Source organism: Microbacterium sp. SORGH_AS_0428, assembly GCF_031453615.1.
Taxonomy (GTDB): domain Bacteria; phylum Actinomycetota; class Actinomycetes; order Actinomycetales; family Microbacteriaceae; genus Microbacterium.
Genome location: NZ_JAVIZT010000001.1, coordinates 35143 through 60502, shown reverse-complemented (window position 1 = coordinate 60502; position 25360 = coordinate 35143). Strand labels below are relative to the sequence as shown.

The 25360-nt window shown below is 68.0% G+C and carries 21 protein-coding genes and 1 tRNA gene; 7 read left to right on the top strand and 15 right to left on the bottom strand.

Annotation, left to right across the window (positions count from 1 at the left end):
• The first annotated feature begins 195 nt into the window (after positions 1-195).
• Positions 196-1449, top strand: coding sequence for a helix-turn-helix domain-containing protein (locus tag QE374_RS00300; RefSeq protein ID WP_309731205.1), 1254 nt, complete (start codon positions 196-198; stop codon positions 1447-1449).
• An 88-nt stretch (positions 1450-1537) separates the two neighbouring features.
• Here the strand turns inward: QE374_RS00300 and QE374_RS00295 are convergent, their stop codons facing one another.
• The gene (locus tag QE374_RS00295) at positions 1538-2731 is read right to left on the bottom strand and encodes a multidrug effflux MFS transporter (protein ID WP_309731203.1); all 1194 of its coding nucleotides are present in this window, start codon (positions 2729-2731) and stop codon (positions 1538-1540) included.
• 117 nt (positions 2732-2848) lie between these two features.
• Here QE374_RS00295 and QE374_RS00290 point away from each other — a divergent pair, with 117 nt between their 5' ends.
• Positions 2849-3355, top strand: a complete 507-nt coding sequence (locus QE374_RS00290) for a winged helix DNA-binding protein (RefSeq protein WP_309731200.1) — start codon at positions 2849-2851, stop codon at positions 3353-3355.
• A 60-nt stretch (positions 3356-3415) separates the two neighbouring features.
• Here QE374_RS00290 and QE374_RS00285 read toward each other — a convergent pair whose 3' ends face one another.
• Positions 3416-4225: an SseB family protein gene (locus QE374_RS00285; protein WP_309731198.1), complete on the bottom strand. Its 810-nt coding sequence runs from the start codon at positions 4223-4225 to the stop codon at positions 3416-3418.
• A 93-nt stretch (positions 4226-4318) separates the two neighbouring features.
• Here QE374_RS00285 and QE374_RS00280 point away from each other — a divergent pair, with 93 nt between their 5' ends.
• Complete coding sequence (locus QE374_RS00280; RefSeq protein WP_309731197.1) at positions 4319-4864, top strand: AAA family ATPase; 546 nt, start codon at positions 4319-4321, stop codon at positions 4862-4864.
• Here the strand turns inward: QE374_RS00280 and QE374_RS00275 are convergent.
• Together QE374_RS00275 and QE374_RS00270 are read right to left on the bottom strand one after the other, a co-directional pair.
• Positions 4828-5790 carry an asparaginase domain-containing protein gene (locus QE374_RS00275; protein WP_309731195.1) on the bottom strand — a complete coding sequence of 321 codons (963 nt, stop codon included), beginning with the start codon at positions 5788-5790 and terminating at the stop codon, positions 4828-4830. The genes QE374_RS00280 and QE374_RS00275 overlap by 37 nt on opposite strands.
• Positions 5787-7289 (bottom strand): amino acid permease, encoded by a 1503-nt coding sequence (locus tag QE374_RS00270; protein ID WP_309731193.1) that lies wholly within the window; start codon positions 7287-7289, stop codon positions 5787-5789. The genes QE374_RS00275 and QE374_RS00270 overlap by 4 nt, the downstream gene beginning before the upstream one ends.
• Before the next feature lie 180 nt (positions 7290-7469).
• Between QE374_RS00270 and QE374_RS00265 the strand changes: the two genes are divergently transcribed.
• Positions 7470-8867, top strand: coding sequence for an aspartate ammonia-lyase (locus QE374_RS00265; protein ID WP_309731192.1), 1398 nt, complete (start codon positions 7470-7472; stop codon positions 8865-8867).
• On the opposite strand, the gene QE374_RS00260 is transcribed toward QE374_RS00265, so the two are convergent.
• The 4 genes from QE374_RS00260 to QE374_RS00245 form a co-directional block, all read right to left on the bottom strand.
• Positions 8833-9516, bottom strand: a complete 684-nt coding sequence (locus QE374_RS00260) for a FadR/GntR family transcriptional regulator (protein ID WP_309731191.1) — start codon at positions 9514-9516, stop codon at positions 8833-8835. The two genes, QE374_RS00265 and QE374_RS00260, sit on opposite strands and share 35 nt — an antisense overlap.
• Positions 9517-9661: 145 nt before the next feature.
• Positions 9662-11518 (bottom strand): hypothetical protein, encoded by a 1857-nt coding sequence (locus QE374_RS00255; RefSeq protein WP_309731189.1) that lies wholly within the window; start codon positions 11516-11518, stop codon positions 9662-9664.
• Positions 11511-11987, bottom strand: a complete 477-nt coding sequence (locus QE374_RS00250) for an ABC-three component system middle component 2 (protein WP_309731187.1) — start codon at positions 11985-11987, stop codon at positions 11511-11513. Before QE374_RS00250 ends, QE374_RS00255 begins: the two co-directional genes overlap by 8 nt.
• Positions 11984-13081 carry an ABC-three component system protein gene (locus QE374_RS00245; protein ID WP_309731185.1) on the bottom strand — a complete coding sequence of 366 codons (1098 nt, stop codon included), beginning with the start codon at positions 13079-13081 and terminating at the stop codon, positions 11984-11986. The genes QE374_RS00250 and QE374_RS00245 overlap by 4 nt, the downstream gene beginning before the upstream one ends.
• A gap of 428 nt (positions 13082-13509) precedes the next feature.
• Here QE374_RS00245 and QE374_RS00240 point away from each other — a divergent pair, with 428 nt between their 5' ends.
• Positions 13510-14727, top strand: coding sequence for a hypothetical protein (locus QE374_RS00240; protein ID WP_309731182.1), 1218 nt, complete (start codon positions 13510-13512; stop codon positions 14725-14727).
• 619 nt (positions 14728-15346) lie between these two features.
• Here QE374_RS00240 and QE374_RS00235 read toward each other — a convergent pair.
• Positions 15347-15421: transfer RNA gene (locus QE374_RS00235), tRNA-Gln, on the bottom strand.
• A gap of 133 nt (positions 15422-15554) precedes the next feature.
• Here QE374_RS00235 and QE374_RS00230 point away from each other — a divergent pair.
• Complete coding sequence (locus QE374_RS00230; protein ID WP_309731180.1) at positions 15555-17462, top strand: glycosyltransferase family 39 protein; 1908 nt, start codon at positions 15555-15557, stop codon at positions 17460-17462.
• A gap of 9 nt (positions 17463-17471) precedes the next feature.
• Here QE374_RS00230 and gltX read toward each other — a convergent pair whose 3' ends face one another.
• Both gltX and QE374_RS00220 read right to left on the bottom strand, forming a co-directional pair.
• On the bottom strand, positions 17472-18986 hold the full coding sequence (gene gltX / locus QE374_RS00225) for a glutamate--tRNA ligase (RefSeq protein ID WP_309731179.1): 1515 nt from the start codon (positions 18984-18986) through the stop codon (positions 17472-17474).
• Between the two features lie 11 nt (positions 18987-18997).
• Entirely contained in the window at positions 18998-19963 is a 966-nt protein-coding gene (locus QE374_RS00220; protein ID WP_309731177.1) for a LysR substrate-binding domain-containing protein, read from the bottom strand.
• An 83-nt stretch (positions 19964-20046) separates the two neighbouring features.
• Between QE374_RS00220 and QE374_RS00215 the strand changes: the two genes are divergently transcribed.
• Positions 20047-21099, top strand: a complete 1053-nt coding sequence (locus QE374_RS00215) for an aminotransferase class V-fold PLP-dependent enzyme (protein ID WP_309731175.1) — start codon at positions 20047-20049, stop codon at positions 21097-21099.
• Here the strand turns inward: QE374_RS00215 and QE374_RS00210 are convergent.
• From QE374_RS00210 to QE374_RS00195, 4 genes are all read right to left on the bottom strand, one after another.
• Positions 21096-22343, bottom strand: coding sequence for an MFS transporter (locus tag QE374_RS00210; RefSeq protein WP_309731174.1), 1248 nt, complete (start codon positions 22341-22343; stop codon positions 21096-21098). The two genes, QE374_RS00215 and QE374_RS00210, sit on opposite strands and share 4 nt — an antisense overlap.
• Positions 22336-23103 carry a fumarylacetoacetate hydrolase family protein gene (locus QE374_RS00205; RefSeq protein WP_274285546.1) on the bottom strand — a complete coding sequence of 256 codons (768 nt, stop codon included), beginning with the start codon at positions 23101-23103 and terminating at the stop codon, positions 22336-22338. The genes QE374_RS00210 and QE374_RS00205 overlap by 8 nt, the downstream gene beginning before the upstream one ends.
• Before the next feature lie 34 nt (positions 23104-23137).
• Entirely contained in the window at positions 23138-24244 is a 1107-nt protein-coding gene (locus tag QE374_RS00200; RefSeq protein WP_234075240.1) for a branched-chain amino acid aminotransferase, read from the bottom strand.
• A 61-nt stretch (positions 24245-24305) separates the two neighbouring features.
• A complete protein-coding gene (locus tag QE374_RS00195) occupies positions 24306-25358 on the bottom strand; it encodes a 3-isopropylmalate dehydrogenase (RefSeq protein WP_309731172.1) in 1053 nt (350 codons plus the stop codon).
• Positions 25359-25360: the final 2 nt, after the last annotated feature.

Below are 25360 nucleotides of genomic sequence, written 5' to 3'. Positions count from 1 at the left end.
TTCGATCCAAATGTCCTTCCGTCCGGCCCGACGCGAACCGTGCTCGACGCAGGTGCGCCCGTCGTGGTGTGGGCCGTAACCGGAAGCGCGCACATTGCGACCGCCGCGTCTCACCTCACGCTCGTCGCCGGTGAGGCGCTGTGGCTCCCCGGCAACGAGCGCGCAACGGTCCGCGGGACGGAAGGTGCGTGCATCTTGCCCGTACGCGCGCACAACGCGGCAGCGGGGCCGGCACATCCCTTCACTGTCCCTCTCACCTCCACAGGGCGACGACTGCTCCTCTCGCTCTTCACTCGGAGCCTGGGGCTCCTCCATGGCGACGGCGTCCCGGCATCCGCGCTGCTACGGGCTCTCGACCAGCCGATCATCGATCTCGCACCACCGCGCATGCCGCGATCGAGCGAGCTGCGCCGCGTCGCCGAAGCCCTCCTCGCGGATACCGCAGCCACGCTCACTCGGGTCGCCGGCGACCATGGCCTCAGCGAAAGCGCCGTGACCCGAGGATTCCGGTCGGAGACGGGATGGACGCCCGCGCGATGGCGTGCACGACGCACGCTCGCCGCAGCCGCCGAGCAGGTCCGCCGCACCGGTCGAGTCTCGGCGGGACTGGCAGCGACCGCCTACACGACTCCGCAGGCTTTCGCTCGCGCCTTCCGGCGTGAATGGGGGTTTTCCCCGAGCCGGCTGCTCGATCCCGCCCCGTCGCCCCGCGAGAACGTCCCTGTCTGCACGGACGCGCTCGGCCCCCAGCGGAACGGGTATCACGTGGTCTGCTGGGTTGCCGCAGGCGGAGCCGAGCTCACGATCGACGCGGAGACCGTGGTACTCACCGCCGGCGACATCGTGTGTCTGCCCGCGGGCCGCACGGTGAAGTACCGCACGCACGAAGGGTCCGCGGTCATCCCACTCGGATGGCTGCCGGGCGGTCTCCCCATGCCGGGCGGTCTCCCCATGACGGGCGGCATCATCGCGCGCGTGGACGAGTCCGCCACGGCACCGCTTCTCCGCCTGGCGGCGTGGGCGTACACCGGGGTCACTCCGCACCATGGCGGCGACGCTCGGCGCACGCTCGAGGCAGCGCTCGGACTGCAGGAGGCGGGTACCACGCACAGTGATGTGATCCGTGCCACCTACGCGCTGCTCGATGAGCTCTCCCACGAGCCCTCGAACGACGCATCGACCGAGCAGCTCGCAGCCCGGATGGGTATCGAGCCGGCAGATCTGCGCGGCGCGATCGACGCGCTGACAGGGACGAACCTGCCGTCCTGGCGCTCGCGCATGCGAATGGCCTGGGCACGGCGACTGCTCCGTGAGGGCGCGCACGCGACACAGGTCGCCCGACGCCTCGGCTACGCCGATTCCGCCTCCTTCAGCCGCGCGTTCGCGCGCGCGCACGGCTGCCCTCCCGCGACGTATCGGAGGCGGGGATTGAGCAGCCGCGGAGAGTGACGGAACGGATGCGGGTGGGACCGCTCCGGGGTGTCACCTGGCGGATGCGGCCGCCGACGGGACCCGCAGCCGAGCCGTCGTCACAGCATCACCGCTGCTCCCGTGGGGTCGCCCGCTGCGCGATGAGGAACGCGGCGTTCGCCACCAGGGAGGCCGCGAGCATGGTCAGCGCGAGCGGCAGGGCGCTCTCCTCGCCGCCGACACCGACGAGCGGCGAGACGAGGCCGGCGAGGGTGAACTGGAGGAAGCCGAGCCAGGCCGACCCGGAGCCTGCACGTCCGCGTGCGGCTTCGAGCGCGAGGGCCGTCGCGTTACCCATCACGAGGCCGAGCGAGCTGACGGCGGCGAGGATCGGAACGGCGAGCCAGATCGCGGGGACGCCCGCCAGCACCAGCGCCAGCAGGACCGCGATGGCACCGAGGTTCCAAAGCAGACCGACGCCCAGCAATCGCGTGAGGGGGATGCGGTGGGTGAGGCGGCTGCCCACGATGCTGGAGACCGTCAAGGCGAGGGCATTGGCCGCGAACGCGAGGCCGTACTGAATCTCGTCGAAGCCCATCATCGTCTGATACACGAAGGGAGACGCCGAGATGTAGGCCATCATCGTCGCGAATGCGAACGCGTAGGCGGCGGCGTAGCCGAGGTAGCGGCGTGAGAGCAGCCGCACCGTCGGGATGGACGCATCCGATCGCGAGACGTGGCGTGCATCCCGAGGGCGCGTCTCCCGCACGAAGAGCAGCACGAGCGGCACGGCGATCGCACCGAGGGCAGCCACGATCCCGAGCAGCCCCCGCCACCCGAGCGGCGCAGCGAGCACACTGCCGGCGAAGGGTGCGACGATCGGCGCGATGCCGCCGACGAGCATCATGACCGCCATCGCGCGGGCAGCCTCGGTCCCCCGCGCGAGATCGGCGATGATCGCGCGTCCGATGACCATTCCCGCCGCCCCGGCGAGTCCTTGTACGAGACGCGCCAGGACGAGGAGGGTGATCGTCGGGGCCAGCGCGGCGGCAGCACTCGCGAGGACGTAGAGGAGCAGTCCCACGAGCAGCGGCGGGAAGCGCCCCACCCGATCCGAGAGCGGCCCGAAGACGAGCTGCCCGACGCCCGCGCCGATCAGGAACGCCGTGAGAGAGAGCTGCACGCCGGTCGCCGTGGCCCCCAGGTCGACGGTCATCGCCGGGAAAGCAGAGAGATACAGGTCGGTGGCGAACGGGGCGACGGCGGAGAGCAGAGCGAGCGTGAGCAGCAGCGGCACGCCCACCGCAGATCGAGGGGCCACCGTTCGCACGGTTTCCGTGCCCGTCTGTTCCTTCATAGCCGTCATGTGAGCCCTTCCACCCTTCGCTATGTTTGCATAGCTATGTGACAATAGCATAATGACGAAGGGATTCTGACGATGACCGCAGAAACGGGGCCCGGTGTGGAGGCCGTCGGATCCATCGGCGGCGGTGCGAGCAGGGAGGACGCGCTCGCCGATCTCGCCGACGTCGTCTTGAGCGTGGCGCGGAAGATCCACGCACGGACGTCGGAAGCCTCGGACGCCATCCCCCTGACGCCGCTCGAGGCGTTGGCCATGCAGCACATCGACCGTCGCCCCGGCATCACCTCGTCGGAGTTCGCCGCCGACCTGTCGCTGAAGAGCAGCAACGCCAGCGCCGCGCTGCGGGAGTTGGAGCGCAAAGGACTCGTCCGCAGGGACCCCGATCCGCTCGACCGGCGCACGGTTCGTGTGACCGCGACCGCCAGGGCCCATGAGAACCTGCTCCGAGTCCGAGGCGCGTGGACCAAGCTGCTGTCCGACCTTCCCGCGGAGGCCGACCGCCTCGCGGAGGCGACAGATCTGCTGCGGTCGGTGGAGCGGGAGCTGTCCGAGCGGCGACACACCCACTCGTCGACCCCTTGATCGACGCCACACCGCCGGAGCCGTCTCTGCGACGGCGAGGCCCGTGAAGGCGAACGGCACTCATACAGGTGACCGACGGGTTGTCAGCTGACGTCGTCGCCGATCCACTCGGGAGTCAGCGCGATCGAGGACGGATGCTGCGGGTGCCACCACCAGCACATCGAACGCGTCGCCGATGAGCCGCAGGACCTCTCTCCCGGATCGTGGGACCACGGTGATCTGCTTTCCTGCGTAGATCGCGTCAACCCGTTCCACGTCGGTGAAGGCCAAGAGGATCCGCTCGCCGCGACCGTTGACGATGCTGGCGGGGGCGGCGCCGTCGCCGGTCGGATCGAGAACGAGCAACAGCTCGGCATCCGCGATCTCTTGGACGACCGCGGCATAGGTCTCGTCGTTCTGACCCGCCCGGTGGGCGTCGGCCGCGGCCTGCACCCGCGGAGCGATGACCACCGCGTCCGCTGCCTCACGCTCTTGCGGAATCCACTGCCGGAAGAAGCGCAGGTTCGACAGCGACGTCCACGGTCCTGGCGAATCCAGCACTACTCCGGCGACGCCGCTCTGCGCGAAGGATGCCAGCCAGGCGAGCGCCTGCGGCAGCGGAACGGCGAGCAGCGTGGCATCCATGCCTCCCACATCCGCCGCGCGCTCCGCGGTGCTGTAGATCCCGATGAGTGTGCCGACCCCGTCGAACTGGAATCCGCCGGGCATCGGCTGTTCGGGTGTCCCCCGGTTGACGATGAACCAGTCGGGCAGCTTCGCAGCCGCCTCCCAGACGGCTCTCTCGGCTTCGGTGTTCCCCGTCGCAGCCCGGAAGGCCTCCTTACGAAGGTCCAACTCGCGGACAAGGGCATCACGTGTGTTCTCGCTCACCTGGACATCATCACCGCCGCCCCGCGTCCTTTCACGCGTCTTGCCCGGTGCCCGGCGTTCCGGTAGGTGCCTGGCGCGAGATAGCTTCGACTCGTGCGCATCATCGTGTCCGGCGCTCATGCCAGTGGCAAGAGCACCCTCATCTCGGACTTCACCGCGCGGTATCCGCACTTCACCGTGCTGACAGACCCGTTCGAGTCGATGGACGAGGCGGACGACGCCCCACGCGCGGCCATGTTCGCCGCGCAGCTTCGGATCACGGCAGAACGGCTCACCGAGGACAGCCTGGCCGCTGATGTCATCGCCGAGCGTGGCCCCATGGATTTCCTCGCGTACCTTCTCGCGCTCGCGGATCTCACCGGGCGGGCTGCGGATGCGGATGTGCTGCGGCGCGCTCTCGCACGCACCACGGAGGCGATGCGTGCCGTGGATCTCCTGATCGTGCTTCCCCTCACCGCTGCGGATGAGATCCATGTGTCGGCCGAAGAGCATCTCGCGCTGCGTGAGGCGATGAACGACGTCCTGCTCGAACTGGTCGACGACCCCGACATCGTCGGCCGGACACGGGTGGTGGAGCTGACTGGGTCGCCGGCGCAGCGTCTTCAGATGCTGGAAGCAGTGCTGGCACCCAAAGGCTGAACCGGCGCACGCCCCGCCACGGCGGCAGCGATCAGGTCGCGGTCGGCTCCGGTCGACAGCAGCGCCGCCAGCAGGATGCGGGCCTGCCCCGGACGCAGGGTCGGTGAGTGCAGGGCCCCCACCTCGGCAAGGTCGGCACCGCCGCCGCCACCGCCGTACGAGGGGGCGAGAAGACCCCTCGGGACACGACTCGAGACGATGACCGGAATGCCGTCCGTCACCGCATCGCGGACGGCGTCGACGACCGTGGGCGTGGTGTTCCCCGACCCGAGAGCCTCGAGGACGAGTCCGTCGGCTCCCGCCGCGAGACTGGCGCGCACGTGCAGGTCGTCGGCGCCGGGAGGCAGCGCGACGACGTCGACCCGCAGTCGTGACACGTCACCAGGCAGGTGGGGAACGACCGCGGCGTCTTGTCGCGCGTGACCGAAGGCATCGGCGCGGTCGGTGGTGAGCTTCGACAGACCCCACGTCGAGAAGATGCGGCCTCCGAACGCCACCCAGACGCCGGCGTCCGCGGCGCGGGTCGCAGCCAGGGCGTCGCGGATGTTGTCGGGCCCGTCCGAGTCCGGGTGGTCGACCGTGAACTGGGCACCGGTGAAGACCACGGGAACCCGTGGCCGTCCGACCTGAATCGCGGCCAGCAATGAGGTCTCCTCGAGCGAGTCCGTCCCGTGCAGGACGAGCACTCCGCGCACGCCCTCGTCGTCGACGACGCGGGAGACCTGGTCGACGATGTGCTGCATGTCGGCGAGCGTGAAGGTCGCCGAGTCGGCCGCCAACGCGTCGACGACACGGACGTCGTCACCGTCGGCGAGGCCGTGGAGCAGAGCGCTTCCGGCGAGGACGGGAGCGCTCGATCCGTCGGGCGACCGGCGGCTGGCGATGGTACCGCCGGTCGCGATGACGACGAGGTGACCTTCGCTCACGCGTCGCCCTCGTCCGCGCGCTGCAGTGCGGCGATCGTGCCGGTCTGCTCGGCGGCCAGCATCCTGATGCGGTCGCGCAGCAGGAACCAGCCGCCGATGAGAGCGGGCACGATCACGATGAGCGAACCGACCGTGAAGGTGCCGATCGGGAAGTCGAGCGCCATGAGGACGATGACCGCGGCGAGGAACACGAGGGTCACCCAGCCGGTGTAGGGGGCTCCCGGCATCCGGAACGACGGGCGTTCCATCACGCCGGATCGAGCCAGTCGCTGGAGCTTGATCTGGCAGAGGATGATGACCGCCCAGGCGCTGATGATGCCGAGGGCGGAGACGTTCAGCGCGATCTCGAACGCCTGCGAGGGGACGAGCGCGTTGAGCACGACGCCGAGGGCCGTGACGGCGGCGGTGACCGCGATGCCCATGTAGGGCACGCCCACCCGGTTCATCCGCATGAGCGGTGCCGGCGCGGAGCCCGTGACCGCCATCGAGTGGAGGATGCGCCCCGTGGAGTACAGGCCGGCGTTGAGGGAGGAGACCACCGCCGTCAACACGACGAGATTCATGATGACGTCGGCGCCCTGTACTCCGATCGACCCGAAGAAGGTCACGAAGGGGCTCTCACCGGACTTGTAGCTCGAGAACGGCAGGAGGAGGGCGAACAGCAGGACCGACCCGACGTAGAAGACCGCGAGGCGGAAGACGACCGCGCGGATCGCCTTCGGCATGATCTTGCGTGCGTTCTCGGTCTCGCCCGCAGCGGTTCCGACGAGTTCGATCGACGCGTAGGCGAACACGACGCCCTGCACCACGATGAGGGCGGGGAGGATACCGTTCGGGAAGACTCCCCCGTTGTCGACGATCAGGTGGAAGCCGGGGGTGGTCCCCGCGACGGGAGTGCCGGTGACGACGAAGAAGATGCCGACGACGAGGAAGGTGACGAGGGCGGCGACCTTGATGATCGCGAACCAGAACTCGAGCTCGCCGAAGACCTTCACCGAGAGCAGGTTCATCGTGAGCACGAGCACGAGCGCGACGAGCGCGAACACCCACTGCGGGATGCCGACGAGCGCGGGGACGTACTGCTTGAAGAAGTTCATGTAGAGCGCGACGGCGGTGACGTCGGCGACCGAGGTCATCGCCCAGTTGAGCCAGTACATCCACCCCGCAGCGAACGCCATCTTCTCGCCGTAGAACTCTCGGGCATACGACACGAAGGAGCCGGTCGAGGGGCGGTGGACGATCAGCTCTCCGAGCGCGCGCATCACGAGGAAGGCGAACACGGCGCAGACCGCGTAGACGAGCACGAGGGCCGGTCCCGCCGTCGCGAGTCGGCCGCCGGCGCCCATGAACAGACCCGTTCCGATCGCGCCGCCGATGGCGATCATCTGAATCTGTCGCGGGCGCAGACCCTTGTGGAAGCCCGCGCCTTCGGCCTGGGCGATCGAGGCTGTACGCAGCAGCGCGGCCTCCGTCTGTGAGGTACTCGACTCCGTTGTCATGGGTTCTCGCTTTCTGATCTCGCCGGCTCCGTCGCCGCGAGGAAGAGGAGGTGGTATCTGCCTGACAGGTCGGGGACCACTGAACACCCCGAGAGGCGATTCCGTCAAGTCCAGGCCGTGAGAATGTCGAATCTGTCTGATAGGTTGGCGCCGTTCGTCCACCTCAAGGAAGAGAGCGACATGACGACGATGCGCACCGAGCACGACCTCCTCGGCCCTGCCGAGATCCCTGACGACGCCTACTGGGGCGTCCACACGGCCCGCGCCCGCGACAACTTCCCCGTCACCGGTGTGCCGATCGGCACGTATCCGTTCCTGCTTCGGGGGCTTGCGTTCGTGAAGGAGGCCGCAGCCCTCGCGAACCGGGACCTCGGCCTGCTCGACCCGGTGCGCGCAGACGCGATCGCGACGGCCTGCCGGGAGATACGGGACGGCGCGCTCGCGGACCAGTTCGTCGTCGACGTCATCCAGGGCGGCGCGGGCACGTCGACGAACATGAACGCGAACGAGGTCATCGCCAACCGGGCCCTGGAGATCCTCGGGCATACCAAGGGCGAGTACACCCACCTGCACCCGAACGACCACGTCAACCTGAGCCAGTCCACGAACGACGCCTATCCGACGGCGATCGACGTCGCGCTCGTCGAGGGGGTGGACGGATTGGATACGGCGATGGGCGTGCTGCACGACGCCTTCGCCGCGAAGGCCGCCGAGTTCGCCGGTTTCGTCAAGATCGGTCGTACGCAGTTGCAGGATGCGGTGCCGATGACCCTCGGCCAGGAGTTCGGCGCGTTCGCGGTCATGCTCGATGAGGACCGCAAGAGACTGCAGGAGTCCGCGCGGCTACTGCTCGAGGTGAACCTCGGCGCGACGGCGATCGGCACCGGCCTGAACGCGCCCGCCGGCTACGGCCCACTGGCCGTCAGGCACCTCGCCGAGCTCACGGGTCGCCCTTTCGTTCCCGCCGCCGACCTCGTCGAGGCCACGCAGGATCCGGGCGCCTTCGTCCACCTGTCGGGGATGCTGAAGCGCATCGCCGTGAAGCTCTCCAAGACGTGCAACGATCTGCGCCTTCTGTCGTCGGGGCCCCGCGCCGGTCTCGGCGAGATCACCCTGCCGGCGCTGCAGGCGGGATCGAGCATCATGCCGGGCAAGGTGAATCCGGTCATCCCCGAGGTGGTCACCCAGGTCGCGTACACCGTCATCGCCGACGATCTCGCCGTCACCCTCGCCGCCGAGGCGGGTCAGCTGCAGTTGAATGCATTCGAGCCGGTCATCGTGCGCGCGCTGTCGCAGAGCATCGCGCACCTGACCGCCGCGTGCCGGCTGCTCGCCGAGCGGTGCGTGAGTGGCATCCAGGCCCGTCCGGAGGTGATGGCCGCCCGCGTGACCGACTCGATCGGGCTCGCCACTGCCCTCAACCCGTTGATCGGCTACCGCGCGGCGACCGAGGTGGCCGGTGAGGCGCTGCGCTCGGGGCGTTCGGTGCCCGAGATCGTCCTCGAGCGCGGGCTCCTGGATGCCGACGCGCTGGTTGCGGCGCTCAGTCCCGAGAAGCTGGTTCCGACAGCGGGCTGACGACGCGTTCGACCGCGCCGAGGTGCGCGCGCATGGCCTCGCGTGCCTCGATGGCCGATCCGATACCGATCGCCTCGGCGATCGCCCGGTGCTCGCGGGAAGAAGGCTCACGACGATCCGCGATGAGGTTCACGACGCCCGACTGGTGGCTGAGGGCGTCGCGGATGTCGCCGACCGCGCGGGCGAACACCGCGTTTCCGGATGCCTCGGCCACGAGCACGTGGAAGCGCGAGTCGAGCTCAACCCACTCCTCCGGGTCGGTGGTGGCATCCATGCGGTCGCAGAGCGCGACGAGCTCCGTGCGCTGTTCGTCGGTGCGTCGCTCGGCGGCGAGGCCGGCCGCGGGCACCTCGATGTGCGGTCGCGCCTCGCTGAGGTCGCGGGGCGAGAAATCGCCGTAGCCGAGAGAGAGGGCGGGACGGTCCGACACCACGTAGGTGCCGCTGCCCGTTCGGGTGCGGGTGAGGCCGAGAGTCTGGAGCGAGCGGATGGCCTCGCGGACGCTCGGACGGCTCACGCCGTAGCGCTCGGCGAGAGCGGCTTCGGAGGGAAGCCGCTCACCCACCGCGAGACGCCCGGTGACGATCTCTTCGCGGAGCCCGTCGAAGACGCCGTCTGCCGCGCGGGCGCCGACAGCGGGCGAGCTCATCGCGCTCCCCCGGTCCGCATCCTCACGCCAGCCACCTGGCCAGCCTAACGGGCGGCGCGCGGGCGACGGGGAGGCTCACTGAGCGTGACATCAACCGCCGAAAGCAAGAGCCCCGGCGCTCCGCTCTGGCGCAGATGTCCGGCGCCTAGTTGCGCGGCGGGTAGAACCCCATCCGTTCGCTCTTCGTCGCCGTGCCACCAAAGAAGTACTCGCGGCTTCCTTCGGGCAACGGTGAGACCGGCGATTTGTTCTCAAGGATCAGCGCTTGGCCACTGAACTGATTCTGGAGATAGGCGTAGAACGCGTCGACGACGTTCGTACCGATCGTTTCATCTTCTCCGGTCAGCTCCGGATCTCCAGGCTGTCGATATGTGACAATCGGCGAGTCGAGAATGACAAACCCCGGATGCCTGTAGTCGCGGCGGAGGCAGTATTCCGCGAGCGCCACATTGAAGAGCGCGTGGAGGATCGAGCGCACGCCCTTGCCTCGTACCCGGCGGACGCGTTGGTCGACGACCAGGTCGCGCTCACTAGTGGAATAGTGCACAGTGCTGTCCGCCGAGAAGGACCACTGTCGGAGTATTTCCTGTGCGATCACATCGAACTGATGCAAGTCAGCCGAAACGATCGGCACCTCGGTTGACGTCTTTGGCTTCTCGACTTGAGCGGTAGCGTTGCGTAGTGCAAGGAGGTCCAGAAGACGGTTGTGATTGTCTATCTCCCGCTCCACGCGAGACCGAGTCTCAAGAAGTGGTGTCATATCGCCACCTGGCGTCTTGATCTCGGTGTCCAGTCGACGAATCTGGCTGGTGAGTTGCAGGTTTGCGTCCGAGACCTTCTTAGCGTGCACCGTGACTTCTCGGCGCTCGCTCCGGATGGAGCTGATCGTCTCGTCAAGGTTCTCCCGTAGAGACAGGACCTTGTCTCGCTCGGACGCGATAGCGGCGGCGAAGGTCGCCGGTTCATCCGAAGCGAGCGGGGATTCCGGCCAGTGCTGATGTGCGGGTTCCGCGCCACAGAAGGGGCAGGTTCCGTCCGTCTCGACTGCGAGCACGTCTGAGGCCTGAGCCAACATCTCGAGCCGCGAGAGGTCAGATTCGTACTGAGTGCGGAGCAGGCCAAATCGCGCCTCGAGACTCCCAAGTTCGTCTTGGCGTTCCACGAAACTGGCCAACATTTCTGTGTTGGCTGCGCGGCGCAGCACGAGCGCGTCGCGTTCAGAACTCACGTCATTAAGCGCTCTGCTGGCGGAGATGAGAGATTCGTTAAGCCGCCCAAGTTGATCACGAAGCTGATCAACCGACGAAGACGCAGCAAGCTCTTGCTCAAGTGCCGCGATAACCTGATCCAGTACTTCGAGCTTGTTCGCCGAGATCTTCTTCAACTCGGTTGCCTTGGGAATCGGCGTCAATCCGGAATCATCGTGACCCTCGATGAACATGCGGAAGATCGCCGCCTCGACTGGGCGATCGGAGTATTGCCCAGACTCGATGGGAGAGCGCTTGGTGAGAATCGTCTCCTCATCGACCGCGGCGAGGCGGATGACATCTCTCCACTGCAACGGGCGCGTGTCGTTGTGCTGGCTCTTTCTAACCACCCACTCATCGAGGTCTGTGAGCGAGAGGAGAACGCGTGAAACGCTCCGCGGATCGCTCGACACATGCTTCGGGACCAAGTACTCCGGAGCGGGCTCAGTCAGGAGCTCGCGAAGGTCTTCTTCAACAAGCCCGACATTCCCTCCGGTCAGATCACGAACGAGCGTGATGACTGTGCCGTCCGCGGTTCGAACGCCAAGGTGCACGTACTGGTAGCCCTTGGCCTCGTCCGGAAGCTCGATCGTCTGAGCGAGACCGAACGAGTAGTTTAGAAGGTCGAATACGTGCGACTTGCCAGTGTCCGATGCACCGTGGATCACGGTGAGGCGGTCGCCGAACTCGATAGTCGCCGGAGGCACGTTCTTGCCGACGGCAGTGAGATGAACGAGGTGGAGTCGACTAACCATGGTGATCCTGCCCGCTCAACTGTTCAAACTCCTCGGCCCAGCTTCCAAGCACGGCACCGAGCCGTACCCTAATCTCGTCGTCGTCAAGAGTGCCGAACGTTGACGCCGCCCACGCGCACCGCGCGCGCAAGCGAGCGAGGTAGACCGCGTCCATGGCAGCAAGGAACGGACGAGCATCCTCGCCGGCGCTGTAATAGATGCCTGCTGTCGTCAGGTCGCGGACGACGAGCCCCCGTGCACCCATGAGGGTAATGCCCTCGCGAATGAGTTCACGTTTCACGCCCAGCTCACCGACACGCCCCGGGATCTCCGGGTGGAGGCTCTTCGCCCCCGCGAAGTCACCACTGTGGAGCACAACGTGGTCGAGCAGCACGATTCGGGCGAGGTCAGCTCGCTCCGGATACAGGGCGGTGAGCAGTGCGACGACACGAATGCCGATCTCGAGCGGGCTATTCAGCAACTGCGTCATTTGTCGGCGACCCAGGTGAGGCGGTCATCGTTAGCGAGCTGGTGACAGATCCCCCGCCGATCGGCCGGCTCCGTGACTTGAATGAGGGCGTTGGCGCTCAGCTGCGCGTTGACCGCTTGCTCGAGCGTGCGGCGCAGACGCTCCAACCCATCGGCGTGATCGGCCTCGACTGTCTCAACAATCGCGTCGAACAGCTCGTTCTGGAGACCTTCGAACGTGTTGGGAAGCACCCGGTCACGGGCGAAGGTACGGAGCGCTTCCGCGCGGAAGAAACTCTCTCGCTGTCTCTGGAGGTGCGCCCCGGCCTTGTTGTGCAGCCCCGCGGAAGCAACGCTGTCGACACTCACGTATCGCTCCCGGTATGCATCAACAAGCTTGGTCAAGTACACGAGCTCCTCGGGACCGACCTCTTGCGGCGGGTTATCGGACGCTGGGCGAGAGGGGAGTCCACCACCGAATCGAGCTGCGAAGTATGGCGTTGCCTTGTGCTGATCGAGTAAGGCTAGGACTTCAACTGAGTCGAAGATCGAGAAGTCGGTCACGCTTGCGAGAAGATAGACGGCGTTTCGGGTGTCGTCGTCGAGTTCTTTGAACGGCTTGGCCGTGCTGGACTCGACCTGCTCCAGGAACTTCGCGCGAAGTTCCGTGGGGGTGGAGATCAGGTGCGCCAGACCGGTACCTAGTCCGCGAGGAGCGATGAAGCTGTAGCTGGATGGCAGCGTGTAAAGAGGGGTGCGTACCGGAAGGAGGAAGACCTTGAGCATCTCCGGCCAGGCGATCGACGGTGTCAGGCTCTTGTCGTAGTGCTTCCCCTGGAAGCAGTCCCAGTCCCCCTCGAAGCCTCGATCAGTCTTGAAGCCGGCGACGTCAACGCCACGGTCGCCCGATCCGCCGAAGCGCTGGACTCGGATGTACCCGGGAGCTAAGCCCGTCGCCCACTCCTCGATAAAGATCTCCCATTCATCGGGGTCGTAGGTCTGAATGACCTTCCGAGGGGCAAGGCGAGGCCCATGCTCCGCTTGAGCAGCGGTGAGCGCGAAGGTCGAAGTTGGGGGTTGGAGGTCGCGCACGCTGATCTCATCCCCATGTCCCATGTGCCCAAGTTAGCGGAAACCCGGCCTCGACTCCGGCGCGACAGACGGCACACGCGTCGGACGCACCCGAAAGCGAAGTAGCCGGCGCGTTCGTGCTCACTCATCGTGAGCCCTCTTCATCGGAAGCGGCGGATGATGTCTGAGGGGATCCTCTACACCGCTGCCCGACGAGGAGCGGATGCGCGGCTGTGAACGAGCGTCAGCCAAGCCAATAGACGTTCTCCATTCGACATCACCAACGGAAAGCTGCCCCAGTTCATCCGTGATGGGCATATGCAATGAGACAGCCCGAGAGAAGCCCCGAGCACATACGCCGTTCGCGGCAGAGCTGGCGCGACGATCCTGTTAGGTATGAACCCATCATCGCGTGGCGGCTGAGCTACTTCCGGGTCATCGCGCTCGAGCGCGTCGATAGACTCACAGCTCCCATGTCTCAACAACAGCCGGACCTGCGTCTCAAGACGGTTCGCCCTTCGGTGTACCTCGATCAATGGGTGTGGATTCGCCTCGCGAAAGCTAACACCGGGAGCCCGCTCGATCCCGCTGACCTCGGCCTGCTCGAGCGAATCAAGTCAGCGGCAGCGAAGGGCGTCGCGTTTCCTCTCTCCGCTACTCATTACGAGGAGACCGGGCGCATCCTCGATCCTGCGCAGCGAAAGAGCATTTCGCGGGTGATGGCGCCGATCGCGATGGGAAGGACGATTAGGCATCGCCCCGACCTCGTTCGGCACCAGCTGCTCGTCGGCTTGCACGAAATGGTCGGCCGGCCCACCTTCCTACCTCCGCCGCCGCGTGTACTCGGCATCGGTGTGCACTGGGCCTTCCGGGGCGTAGAGGGCTTCATGACCGTCGTAGACGCGGATGACGCGCCGCTGCGGTCCGTCAGCAGGAACTGGCTCCGCCGCCTCAACCAGTTCTGTGAGTTCGAGCTGATGGCGGGCCCCGCGAATGCTGCGCTCCCAGACCTCATTAAGGACGGATATGTGATGCCTCGGGACTACGAGACCGCACAAGGCAATCGACTCGAGTGGGAGCAGAGCTTCACGTCGCAGGCGGCGACCACGAAATCACGGGAACTGCTCCGCATCAAGCTGCTCGCCCGTGAACTCACGCACGAGTGTGGCGAGACACTCACGACGATCCTGAACGAGTACAAGCTCCCGCTCAGCGCCGTCGTGTACGGAACCGAAGCGCAGTCGCGAGCGCGAATGGTGCAGTTCAGCGAACTCATACCCACGCTGGTCATCGCCGCTGATATGAAACGAGAGATCTTCCGCAACCCTGCCCGCGAGTGGACCTGGAACATGCTTCGAGACATCGATGCACTCAGCATCGCCATTCCGTACTGCCACGCCGTCGTTACAGACCGCGACGCAGCCGCCATCGCAAGCCTCACCCGCGCACCGGCGCGTTACGGCACCACCGTCATTTCAAACCTGTATGACCTGCCTGACGTCCTCGATAATCTGACGACGCTTGCCAACTCGCAGGCCGAGGACCTTTCGGATTGGACGACAGTGGGGCCGGGAGAAGGGTTCTCGACGGTGCCGCCTGAACAGTTGACGGAGCTGCCGGAGGGTTGCAGAATCCGCTTGCTCGATCGCGACGGGAAGTTGGTGCCGCCCCCGCGCGATACGTCGAACTAATCGATCCCCGTCGCGGACCACCGCCTCGACGCGCCAAGACGATTCACACAGTTCATCGATCAGCGATGTCTCGATCCGAGACCGGCTGAGTTTTCATCGACCGGACCCTGGAGAAACTGCCCTCGGTCAGTCGCGTACGACGCACAAGGCCCGCGTGAGTCCGCCCCCAAGCGAATACGCGTCGAAAGCTGCGACCTCTTGACGTCGTTCAACGCAGCTGGCAATGCCAGCGTCGCAGTAGTCAGTAAGAACTGGAGGCTACCCGTCTGCAGCGGGGGCGATCACCGAGGAGCTGGAGCGCACCGAGCAACGCTTGACCTACGGGGCGGAGAAGGCGACCGCCTTCCTTGACCTGCTGCGACGCCCGGGACGTTCTACCGTGAAGCACCCAACAATGCTCGCCGCGACCTCATTCTGACGTTCTTCGACCGGCTTCTGGTCTACGTCGAAGACAAGCTTGACCTGGAAGGTGAACGCAACGAGGCCAACGCGGCCATCCACCAGGCTCTCCCCCGGGCAGCCACATCCGAAACTGAAACCTCCCCCGACATGACCGTCGAAGGAGGTAATCAGGCTCTCAAGCAGTTCGCTTGTTCGCATGGTTCGAATAAGAACTATCTGGCTGGGGTACCTGGACTCGAACCAAGAACAACTGAACCAGAATCAGCCGTGTTGCCAATTACACCATACCCCACCGGCTTCTACCGAAGTAGCGCCAAGAGAAGAGCTTAGCCCACGCCCGCGGCAATCCCAAACCGGGGCACGCTCACGGCGACGCCATCGACGGCTCATCCAGAATCCCTCACCGGGACTCGTACGGTCCTGCCATGACCGCTGTCTCCGCTCCCCCTGCCCGTTCGTGGCGGGCCCGTGCCGCGTGGCCCGTGGGACTCGTACTGATCGTGATCGCTGCCGCCGTCTTGACCGGATGGCAGGTGTCCGCCTCGATGAGCGACTACTACGGCGCCGTCGCGATGTCGATGAGCAAGAGCTGGTCGAACCTCTTCTTCGGCGCCTTCGATCCCGCCGGCACCGTCTCTCTCGACAAGATCCCCGGCTCCTTCTGGATCCCCGCCCTCGCCGTGCGCGTGTTCGGATTCTCACCGGCGGCCGTCATCCTTCCGAACGCCATCGCCGCCACCGCGGCGGCCGCCGTGACCGCCTTCACCGCCCGTCGCCTGGTCGGGACGACGGGCGGTCTGCTCGCCGCCGCCGTGGTGGCCACCACGCCGATCCTCGTCGCGGTGGCGCGATCCAATCAGCCGCAGGCATTCTTCGTGCTCGCGCTCGCGCTGGTGGCGTGGGCCGCCGTCCGGGCCATCCAGCAGCGCAGCCTCGGCTGGTATCTCCTCGCCGGAGCACTGATCGGCGTCGCCTTCCAGACCTACATGCTCGAAGCGTGTGCAGTCTGGCCCGCTCTCGCGGCGGCGTACCTGTGCACGCGTCAGCCGTGGTGGCGTCGCATCTGGCACACCCTCCTCGCGGGGGCCGTGACTCTCGTGGTGTCGCTGACCTGGGTCGCCGTCGTCTGGCTCGTTCCGGCATCCGATCGGCCCTACGTCGGCGGCACGAACGGCAACAACCCTTGGGAGATGGTGTTCGGCTACAACGGGCTCGGACGCTTCAGCGCCACGGCCGACTCCGACGCCTACCGCTCGTTCACGCCGGCCTTCGCGGGCGACCCCGGCCCCCTGCGTCTGTTCAACACCGAGCTCGCCGGCCAGATCCCGTGGCTGCTCCCCGCGACCGTCGCGGCGATCGTCGTCCTGTTCATCCTGCGGTGGCGCCCCGCAACCGTCGTGTTCCTCGGCGGCTGGTTCGCGACCGAAGTCGCGATGTTCTCCGTCGTCGCCGGTATGCACCAGTTCTACACGTCCGCGCTCGCGATTCCCGTCGCCCTCCTCGTGGCCGCGGCGTTCGCCGTCGCGCGCTCACGACGCCTGCTCTGGCCGCAGGTCCTGCTCGTGGCCGTCGCGGCGATCACAGCCGTCATGATCGCGGCGATGTACCCCGAACCGAGCCCGGTCCTCGCCTGGGTACAGGCCGCGATCGCCGCGGTCGCGATTCTGCTTCTGGTTCTCGAACGGCGGGCGCAGGCGCTGCGCTCCGTGACCGCCGTGGCGGCGGTGATCGCCCTCCTGCTGACGCCGGCGGCCTGGTCGGTGCTGACGATCGGCGCGCCGAGCTCGATCAATCCCACGGCCGCGGGCGTCTCTCAGATGCCGGGTGGTGGCGGTGGTTTCGGCGGCTCCCGGCCCGGCGGCGCGACGTTCGGCGGATCGGCGGTCGGCGCACGACCGCATGCGCCGGACGGCGGCGCGCAGACCGGTGCTCGCGGCGGCATGCCCCCCACGGGCGCGGCGGGCGGGGCGAGCTCTAACGCGGCACTGCTGCTCTACCTCACGGAGCGTCAGGGCGACGCGAAGTACCTCGTCGCCACGTTCGGCGCGCAGTCGGCGGCGCAGCTCATCCTCGGCTCGCACGGAGGTTCGGTGCTGCCCATCGGCGGATTCGACGGCAGCGACGATGTGCCGACCCTGGCCGCGTTCCAGCAGATGGTCGCCGACGGCGAGGTCACCTACGTGCTCGGCTCCGGCGCACCGGGAGCAGGAGCAGGAAGCACCCGCGCCGCATCGACCGCCACGAAGGACATCAGCGCATGGGTGACATCCGCCTGCACCCTCGTTGCAGATGCTCCCGCGGGCGCGACCCTCTACTCCTGCACCGCAGGATGAGCGGTCGCGTCAGCCGATCTTCTGCACCAGGGCGTCGAGACGGCGGATGCTCTCGCTCTTACCGAGCAGCTCCATCGACTCGAACAGCGGCGGCGACACCCGACGACCGCTGACAGCCACCCGGAGCGGACCGTAGGCGACGCGGGGCTTGAGGCCCAGCTCCTCGATCAACGCCTTCTGCAGCGCCTCCTGCACGGATGCTGCCGTGAACTCCGCGTGCGGCACGAGCTCGAGCGCGTTCACCGAGGCGACGAGCACTTCGCCCGCGTTGGCCGGCAGCGACCCGAGGGCGTCGTCGGCGTACTCCACCTCGTCGCGGAAGAGGAAGCCAAGGAGGCCCGGCACGTCGCCCAGCAGCTGCACGCGCTCCTGCACCAGCGGGGCCGCGGCGGCGATGAGCGCCCGCTCGCGATCGTCGAGGGTGTCGCCGATGATGCCCGCGTCGCGCAGGTACGGCAGGATGCGGGTCGCGAAGTCTTCGGGCGCCAGCATCCGGATGTGATCGCCGTTGATGGACTCGGCCTTCTTCTGGTCGAAGCGGGCCGGGTTGGGGTTCACATCGGCGATGTCGAAGGCTTCGACGAGCTCTTCCAGCGAGAACACGTCGCGGTCGGGCGCCAGCGACCAGCCGAGGAGCGAGAGGTAATTGAGCAGACCCTCGTGGATGAAACCCTTCTCGCGCTGCAGGAAGAGGTCTGCCTTCGGGTCGCGCTTGGAGAGCTTCTTGTTGCCCTCCTCCCCCAGCACCAGCGGCATGTGCCCGAAGCGCGGGACGAAGTCGGTCACACCCGCCTCGATGAGCGCACGGTAGAGAGAGAGCTGACGCGCGGTCGAGGGCATGAGGTCCTCGCCGCGGATAACGTGCGTGATGCCCATGAGCGCGTCGTCGACGGGGTTCACGAACGTGTACAGCGGCACGCCGCCCGCACGCACGATGACGAAGTCGGGGAACGAACCCGCCGGGAAGGTCACCTCGCCGCGGATGAGGTCGATGTAGGTGAGGTCCTCGTCCGGCACACGCAGGCGGTACGCGGGCTCGCGACCCTCGGCGCGGAAGGCGGCCTTCTGCTCCTCGGTGAGCGTGCGGTCGTAGTTGTCGTAGCCGAGCTGCTTGGCGCGGCCGTTCGCCTCGTTGCGCGCGTCGATCTCCTCGGCCGTCGAGTAGCTCTCGTACGCGACGCCCGCGGCGACCAGCTTGTCGAGCACCTCGCGGTACAGCTCGTGCCGCTGCGACTGCCGGTACGGCGCGTGGGGACCGCCGACCTCGACGCCCTCGTCCCAGTCGATCTCGAGCCAGCGCAGCGCCTCGAGCAGCTGCTGGTAGCTCTCCTCGCTGTCACGGGCCGCATCCGTGTCTTCGATGCGGAAGACGAGCTTGCCGCCGTTGTGCCGGGCGTACGCCCAGTTGAACAGCGCGGTGCGGATGAGGCCGACGTGCGGCAGGCCCGTGGGCGAGGGGCAGAACCGCACCCGGATGTCGGAGCCGGTTGCGGTCGTGGTGCGGGGATCGGGTGCGGAAACCATAGGCTCCCAGCCTACCCGCGTCGCCCCGCCGTGCCGCGGCCCACTCCCGCGGCCTGCGCGGCCTCGCCGACTGCCGCCAGCGCGAGCCGGAGCGCGGGCACGCGGTGCGCGTCTACCGCCGTCACCACGTGCAGAGTGCGCTGCTCCCCCGGCGGCAGCGGCACCGCCCGCACGCCCGGCAGCAGCGGGAAGGAATCGAGGGCGAGTCCGGGAAGCGTCGCCACCCCCGTGCCCCGGGCCACGAGGTTCTCCACCGCGACGATGTTGTCGGTCTCGAACGCGATACGCGGCGTGAACCCCGCACGGGCGCAGAGCTCGAGAAGGTGGCCTCGACACCGCGGGCAGCCCGCGATCCAGGATGCGTCGGCGAGCTCGCCCAGCTGGACGACGGAGGCGCCGACGAGGTCATGGCCGTCGGGAACGACGACGAACATGCGGTCCGCGCCGAGCGTGCGCACCACGAGCCCGCGCGCGCTCTCGCCGTGCGGATCGTTCTCGTCGCCCGGGTAGCTGAACGTGAGCGCGATGTCCGCGCGATCCTCGCGCACCGCGGCCATCGCCTCGGGCGGTTCCGCCTCGACGTAGGTCACCGCGAGTCCCGGCGCCTTGTCCGAGAGCGCGGCGAGCACCCGCGGCACGAGCGTGGGCGAGGCCGAGGGGAACCCGGTCAGCCGCACGCGGCCCGAGGCGAGCCCGCGCAGCTGTGCGAGCTCGTCGGAGGCCGCGTCGATGGAGCGCGCGACCGCATCCGCGTGCCTGGCGAGCACGGCGCCGGCCTCCGTGAGGCGCACCCGACGCCCGACGCGCTCGACCACCGGCATCCCGACACGGCTCTCGATCCGGCGCACCTGCTGGCTGACGGCGGGCTGGCTGTAGCCGAGCGATGCCGCGGCCGCCGTGATGGACCCGGTCTCGGCGATCGCGCGCATCACGCGGAACGCCTGCACGGCGAGCTCGCCCTCATCCTGGTCGGCCATGCGCCGAATATATAACGTGCGCTTATGAACGCGATGCCGCTTCTGCCGTAGACCGCAACCTCATGCTTCCCGATGCTGGAGGCATGACCGCACCGCTGGATCTGACCGCCGTCCGCGCGGCCTTCGACGGCGGTCGGGACTACCTCGCCGCCTGCACGAGCGGCCTGCCGCCGCGCGCGAGTCGCGATGCCCTCATCGCCGACCTCGTGCGTTCGGTCACGCACGGTGCGGATGCGGGGGCCTACTCCGTCATCGTCGAGCAGACGCGCGCGCACGCCGCCCGGCTTCTTCAGGTGAGCCCGGATCGTCTCGCGATCGGGTCGCAGACCTCGGTCCTGGTGAGCCTCATCGCCGCATCCCTGCCAGAGGGCAGCGAGGTGCTCGTGCCGGACGGCGACTTCTCCTCGCTCGTCCTCCCGTTCGTGCACCGCGGCGGCCTCCGCGTGCGCTGCGCTCCGCTCGCAGAGCTCGCCGATGCGGTTCGCCCCGACACCGCCCTCGTGGCGTTCTCGATCGTGCAGTCGGCCTCCGGCGAGGTCGCCGATCACACCGCGATCACCGCCGCCGCCCGCGCCGTGGGCGCCCGCACGCTGTGCGATGGCACGCAGGCCGTCGGCTGGCTCCCGGTCGACGCCTCCGCGTTCGACGCGTTCGTCGTCCACGCATACAAGTGGCTGTGCGCCCCGCGCGGCGTCGCCTTCCTCGCCCTCAGCGAGGAGTTCGCGGCGACCCTCACGCCGCTCCACGCCGGCTGGTACGCGGGCGCCGACCCCTGGCAGTCCTGCTATGGCGACGCCGCGGCGCTGGCGTCGGACGCACGGCGCTTCGACGTCTCCCCCGCCTGGCAGGCCTTCGTGGGGGCCGAACCCGCACTCGGTCTCTTCGCGCACGCCGACATGGCGGCGATCCACCGGCACGCGACGGCTCTCGCGACGCGCTTCCTCACCGGGATGGGTCTTCCCTCACCCGCCACGCCGAGTGCGATCGTGACGTGGCCCGACCCGGACGCCTCCGACCTCGCACGTCTGCAGGCCGCCGGCATCACCGCCTCCGGACGCGCGGGTCGCGCGCGTCTCGCGTTCCACGTCTTCAACGACCAGGACGACGTCGACCGCGCGGTGCGCGCCCTGCGCTAAGCCGGGCCGCGTCTCGACCGCGCGAGCGGAGAAGCCGCCACCACGAGAACCACGAGTGCGAGGGTCACGAACGCCAGGCCACCGAATCCGATCCAGCCGAGAATGAGTCCGGCGAGGATCGCGCCGGCCGCCCCCACGAGGTTCATCGCGAGATCGCTGCGGCCCTGCCGGCGGGTGCGCATCGCCTCGCTGCTGGTCTCCACGAGCAGCGCTGCGCCCGCCACGGTCGACGCGCTCCAGCCGAGTCCCAGCAGCACGAGGCCGACGGTCACCGCGGCGTTCGAGTTCTGCCCCAGTCCCGACACCAGGAGGGATGCGGCGAGCAGCCCCTGTCCGACGAGAACCGTGGCCACCCGGCCGATCCGGTCGGCCAGGATGCCGAACACCGGCGACAGGGCGTACATCCCGGCGATGTGCAGGCTGATGGTGAGCCCCACGATCGTGAGGCTCGCCCCGTGATGCACCAGGTGCACGGGGGTCATCGCCATGACGGCGACCATCGTGCCGTGCGAGGCGGCGATCGCGAGGATCGCGTACCGCGCGGCCACGGGCCGGTCGGCTCGGGCGATGCGAGGACCCGTGCCCGCCGCATCCCTGGCGACCAGGCGTTGCGCCAGCACGAGCGGATCCGGGCGCAGAGCGGCGACGTAAAGAATGACGGCGAGCACCTGGGCGACGATCGTTAACAGATAGGGACCGGTCAGCGGGGGCATGCCCACGAGGTCGCCGAGCACCTGCCCGGGTCCGACCAGGTTCGGGCCCAGGACCGCTCCGACCGTCGTCGCCCACACCACGACCGAGATGTCGCGACCGCGCGACGCGTCCGTCGCGAGGTCGGCGGCCGCGAACCGTGACTGCAGGTTCGCCGCCTGCCCGGCACCGATCAGCACGACACCCGTCAGCAGCAGCGGGAAGGATGCGGCCGCCACCGCCCCGATGACCAGCAGCACGCCGCCAAGCGCCACCGACAGGCCGACCGCGAGCGCCGGACGGCGCCCGCTTCGACGCGCGAGCGCCGCGAGGGGGATGGCGAACGCGGCAGCGCCGAGCGTCACCGCCGCCGTCGCCCAGCCGGAGAACGCCTCGTCACCGGACAGCTCGGTGGCGAGGATCGCGCCGAGCGAGATCGTCGCACCGAAGGCGATGCCGCCGAGGATCTGCCCGGACGAGAGCAGCCACAGCGTGCGGCGCCGGATGCGGGTCAGCTCCGCCGCATCCGGCAGCGACTCGGTGATCTCAGGCATCGCGCACGGTGTTGCGCAGGACCCCGATCCCCTCGACCTCGACCTCGACCTCGTCGCCGGCCACGAGCGGGCCGACGCCGGCGGGGGTCCCGGTCATGATGACGTCGCCGGGAAGCAGCGTGAACACCGACGACGCGTACGCGATCAGCTCGGCGATCGGGAACATCAGATCGGTGAGTGGCGCCGACTGGCGCTCGTCGCCGTTGACGCGGGTCACGACGCGCGCGGCGGATGCGGGATCGAACTCCGTCTCGATGACGGGTCCGAGCGGGCAGAAGGTGTCGAAGCCCTTGGCGCGCGACCACTGGCCGTCGCTGCGCTGGAGGTCGCGGGCGGTCACATCGTTGCCGACCGTGTACCCGAACACGACGTCGAGTGCCTTCTCGACCGGCACGTTCTTCGCGATGCGACCGATCACCACGACCAGCTCGCCCTCGAAGTCGACCCGCTCGGACTGCGTGGGGCGCACGATGACATCGCCGGGACCGATCACCGCGGTGTTGGGCTTGAGGAACATCAGCGGCTCGGCGGGCACGTCGTTGCCGAGCTCTTCTGCGTGGGCGCGGTAGTTACGTCCGATCGCCACGACCTTGGATCGCGGGATCACCGGCGCCAGCAGCGCCACATCCGCGATCGGGATGCGCTTGCCCGTGGGCTCGAACCCGGCGAACATCGGGTCCCCGGCGAGCTGCACGAGCTCGTCGTCGTCGACGATTCCGTAGGCGATGGCGTCCTGGTGGCTGAAACGAGCGATCTTCACCCGTTCAGCCTATCCAGGACGCCCCGCCACGGGCTCAGGCGTCGAGGCGGACGAGCCAGTTGTGGGTGTCTTCGCGACGTCCGTACTGGATGTCGGTCAGTTCCTCGCGCAGCGACAGCGCGAGCGAGCCGGTCGGCTGCTCGTCGAAGAAGTTCTTGCCCTTGAGCTGGCCGATCGGTGTGACCACCGCGGCCGTGCCGCAGGCGAACACCTCGACGATGTCACCCGAGGCGACGCCGTCGCGCCACTCGGCCAGCGACACGGCGCGCCCCTCGACCTTGTGGCCGCGGTCGATCGCGAGCTGGAGGATCGAGTCGCGGGTGATGCCCTCGAGGATCGAGTCGGACTGCGGGGTCACGAGCGTGCCGTCCTTCTTGACGAACACGATGTTCATGCCGCCGAGCTCTTCGACATTGCCGTCCTGGTCGAGGAAGACGACCTGGTCGCACTCGTTCTCGTACGCCTCGGACTGCGGCAAGAGGCTCGCGGCGTAGTTGCCGCCCGTCTTCGCCGCTCCCGTGCCGCCCTTGCCTGCGCGCGAGTAGTCCTCGCTCAGCCAGATCGACACCGGCTGCACGCCGCCCTTGAAGTAGGCGCCCGCGGGGCTCGCGATCAGGTAGTACGCGACCTTCTGCGCGGGACGCACGCCCAGGAACGCCTCCTTGGCGAACATGAAGGGACGCAGGTACAGGCTCTGGTCCGCGCCGGAGGGCACCCAGGCCGCATCCACCTTGATCAACTCGCGCAGCGACTGCACGAAGTACGACACCGGCAGCTCCGGCAGCGCGAGCCGCCGCGCCGAACGCTGCAGACGACGGCCGTTCTGGTCGGGGCGGAACGTGTGGATCGAGCCGTCGGCGTGACGGTAGGCCTTGATGCCCTCGAAGATCTCCTGACCGTAGTGCAGGACTGCCGCGGCCGGATCCAGCGAGATGGGGCCGTAGGGCTGCACGCGGGGACGGTGCCAGCCGCCGCGCATCGACCAGCAGATGTCGACCATGTGGTCGGTGAAGGCCGTGCCGAAGCCGGGGTTCTCGAGGATCTGCTCGCGCTCCGCGGCGCCGCGGGCGGCGAGGTTGCGGGTGACGGCGAACTCGAGCGGTGCGAGGCCCTGGTCGGGATCGGTGTCGAGGAGTGTCATGAGGATCTCGCTTCATCTGCGCCTGGCGGCGCGGTCACGGGCGACGGCTGCGGGCTCCAGGTTACGCCTGGAGCCGCGCGATGATCGCGTCGCCGATCTGTGCTGTGGTGCGGACCGAATCGGAACGATCGGCGATGTCGGCCTCGACCGCGCGGGTGAGGCGGTCGGCGTCATCGCGCAGTCCGAGATGATTCAGCAGGAGAGCGACCGAGAGGATCGCGGCCGTGGGGTCGGCCTTCTGCTGGCCCGCGATGTCGGGAGCCGAACCGTGAACGGGCTCGAACATCGACGGGAAGTCGCCGTCGGGATTGATGTTCCCGGATGCGGCGAGGCCGATGCCACCGGTGACGGCACCTGCCAGGTCGGTCAGGATGTCACCGAAGAGGTTGTCGGTGACGATCACGTCGAAGCGGCTGGGGTTCGTGACCAGGAAGATCGTGGCCGCATCGACGTGCAGATAGTCTACGGCGACGTCGGGGTGCTCGGTCGCCACCTCATCGACGATCCGCTTCCAGATGCCGCCGGCGTGCACGAGGACGTTGGTCTTGTGCACGAGGGTGAGCTTCTTGCGGCGACGCTCGGCCTCGGCGAACGCGAAGCGCACCACACGCTCGACGCCGAACGCCGTGTTTACGGAGGTCTCGTTCGCGACCTCGTGCGGGGTGCCGACGCGGATCGCGCCACCGTTGCCGACGTACGGGCCCTCCGTCCCCTCGCGCACCACGACGAAGTCGATCTCGCCCGGGTCGGCCAGCGGACCGCTCGCACCGGGGTAGAGCTTCGACGGACGCAGGTTCACGTAGTGATCGAGCGCGAAACGCAGCTTGAGGAGCAGGCCGCGCTCGATGTTCGCGTTCTTCAAGCGCGGGTCGCCGGGCACTCCCCCGACGGCGCCGAGCAGGATCGCGTCGTGAGAGGCGATCGCGGCCAGGTCATCGTCGGTGAGGGTGTCGCCGGTCTCGAGAAAGCGCGCGGCACCGAGCGAGAACCAGGTGCGCTCGAACGTGACGTCGGTGCCGGCGGCCACCGCTTCGAGAACCTTGTCGGCTTCGGCGACGACCTCCGGACCGATTCCGTCACCGGGGATGACGGCGAGCTTCACGACGCGCGACATGG

What these genes read in the sequence shown, in the direction of transcription:
- QE374_RS00290 (WP_309731200.1), top strand. Translation starts at nt 2,849, where the DNA reads ATGACCGCAGAAACGGGGCCCGGTGTGGAGGCCGTCGGATCCATCGGC.
- QE374_RS00270 (WP_309731193.1), bottom strand. Translation starts at nt 7,289, where the DNA reads ATGACAACGGAGTCGAGTACCTCACAGACGGAGGCCGCGCTGCTGCGT.
- QE374_RS00265 (WP_309731192.1), top strand. Translation starts at nt 7,470, where the DNA reads ATGACGACGATGCGCACCGAGCACGACCTCCTCGGCCCTGCCGAGATC.
- QE374_RS00260 (WP_309731191.1), bottom strand. Translation starts at nt 9,516, where the DNA reads ATGAGCTCGCCCGCTGTCGGCGCCCGCGCGGCAGACGGCGTCTTCGAC.
- QE374_RS00255 (WP_309731189.1), bottom strand. Translation starts at nt 11,518, where the DNA reads ATGGTTAGTCGACTCCACCTCGTTCATCTCACTGCCGTCGGCAAGAAC.
- QE374_RS00250 (WP_309731187.1), bottom strand. Translation starts at nt 11,987, where the DNA reads ATGACGCAGTTGCTGAATAGCCCGCTCGAGATCGGCATTCGTGTCGTC.
- QE374_RS00245 (WP_309731185.1), bottom strand. Translation starts at nt 13,081, where the DNA reads ATGGGACATGGGGATGAGATCAGCGTGCGCGACCTCCAACCCCCAACT.
- QE374_RS00240 (WP_309731182.1), top strand. Translation starts at nt 13,510, where the DNA reads ATGTCTCAACAACAGCCGGACCTGCGTCTCAAGACGGTTCGCCCTTCG.
- QE374_RS00230 (WP_309731180.1), top strand. Translation starts at nt 15,555, where the DNA reads ATGACCGCTGTCTCCGCTCCCCCTGCCCGTTCGTGGCGGGCCCGTGCC.
- gltX (WP_309731179.1), bottom strand. Translation starts at nt 18,986, where the DNA reads ATGGTTTCCGCACCCGATCCCCGCACCACGACCGCAACCGGCTCCGAC.
- QE374_RS00220 (WP_309731177.1), bottom strand. Translation starts at nt 19,963, where the DNA reads ATGGCCGACCAGGATGAGGGCGAGCTCGCCGTGCAGGCGTTCCGCGTG.
- QE374_RS00215 (WP_309731175.1), top strand. Translation starts at nt 20,047, where the DNA reads ATGACCGCACCGCTGGATCTGACCGCCGTCCGCGCGGCCTTCGACGGC.
- QE374_RS00210 (WP_309731174.1), bottom strand. Translation starts at nt 22,343, where the DNA reads ATGCCTGAGATCACCGAGTCGCTGCCGGATGCGGCGGAGCTGACCCGC.
- QE374_RS00200 (WP_234075240.1), bottom strand. Translation starts at nt 24,244, where the DNA reads ATGACACTCCTCGACACCGATCCCGACCAGGGCCTCGCACCGCTCGAG.
- QE374_RS00195 (WP_309731172.1), bottom strand. Translation starts at nt 25,358, where the DNA reads ATGTCGCGCGTCGTGAAGCTCGCCGTCATCCCCGGTGACGGAATCGGT.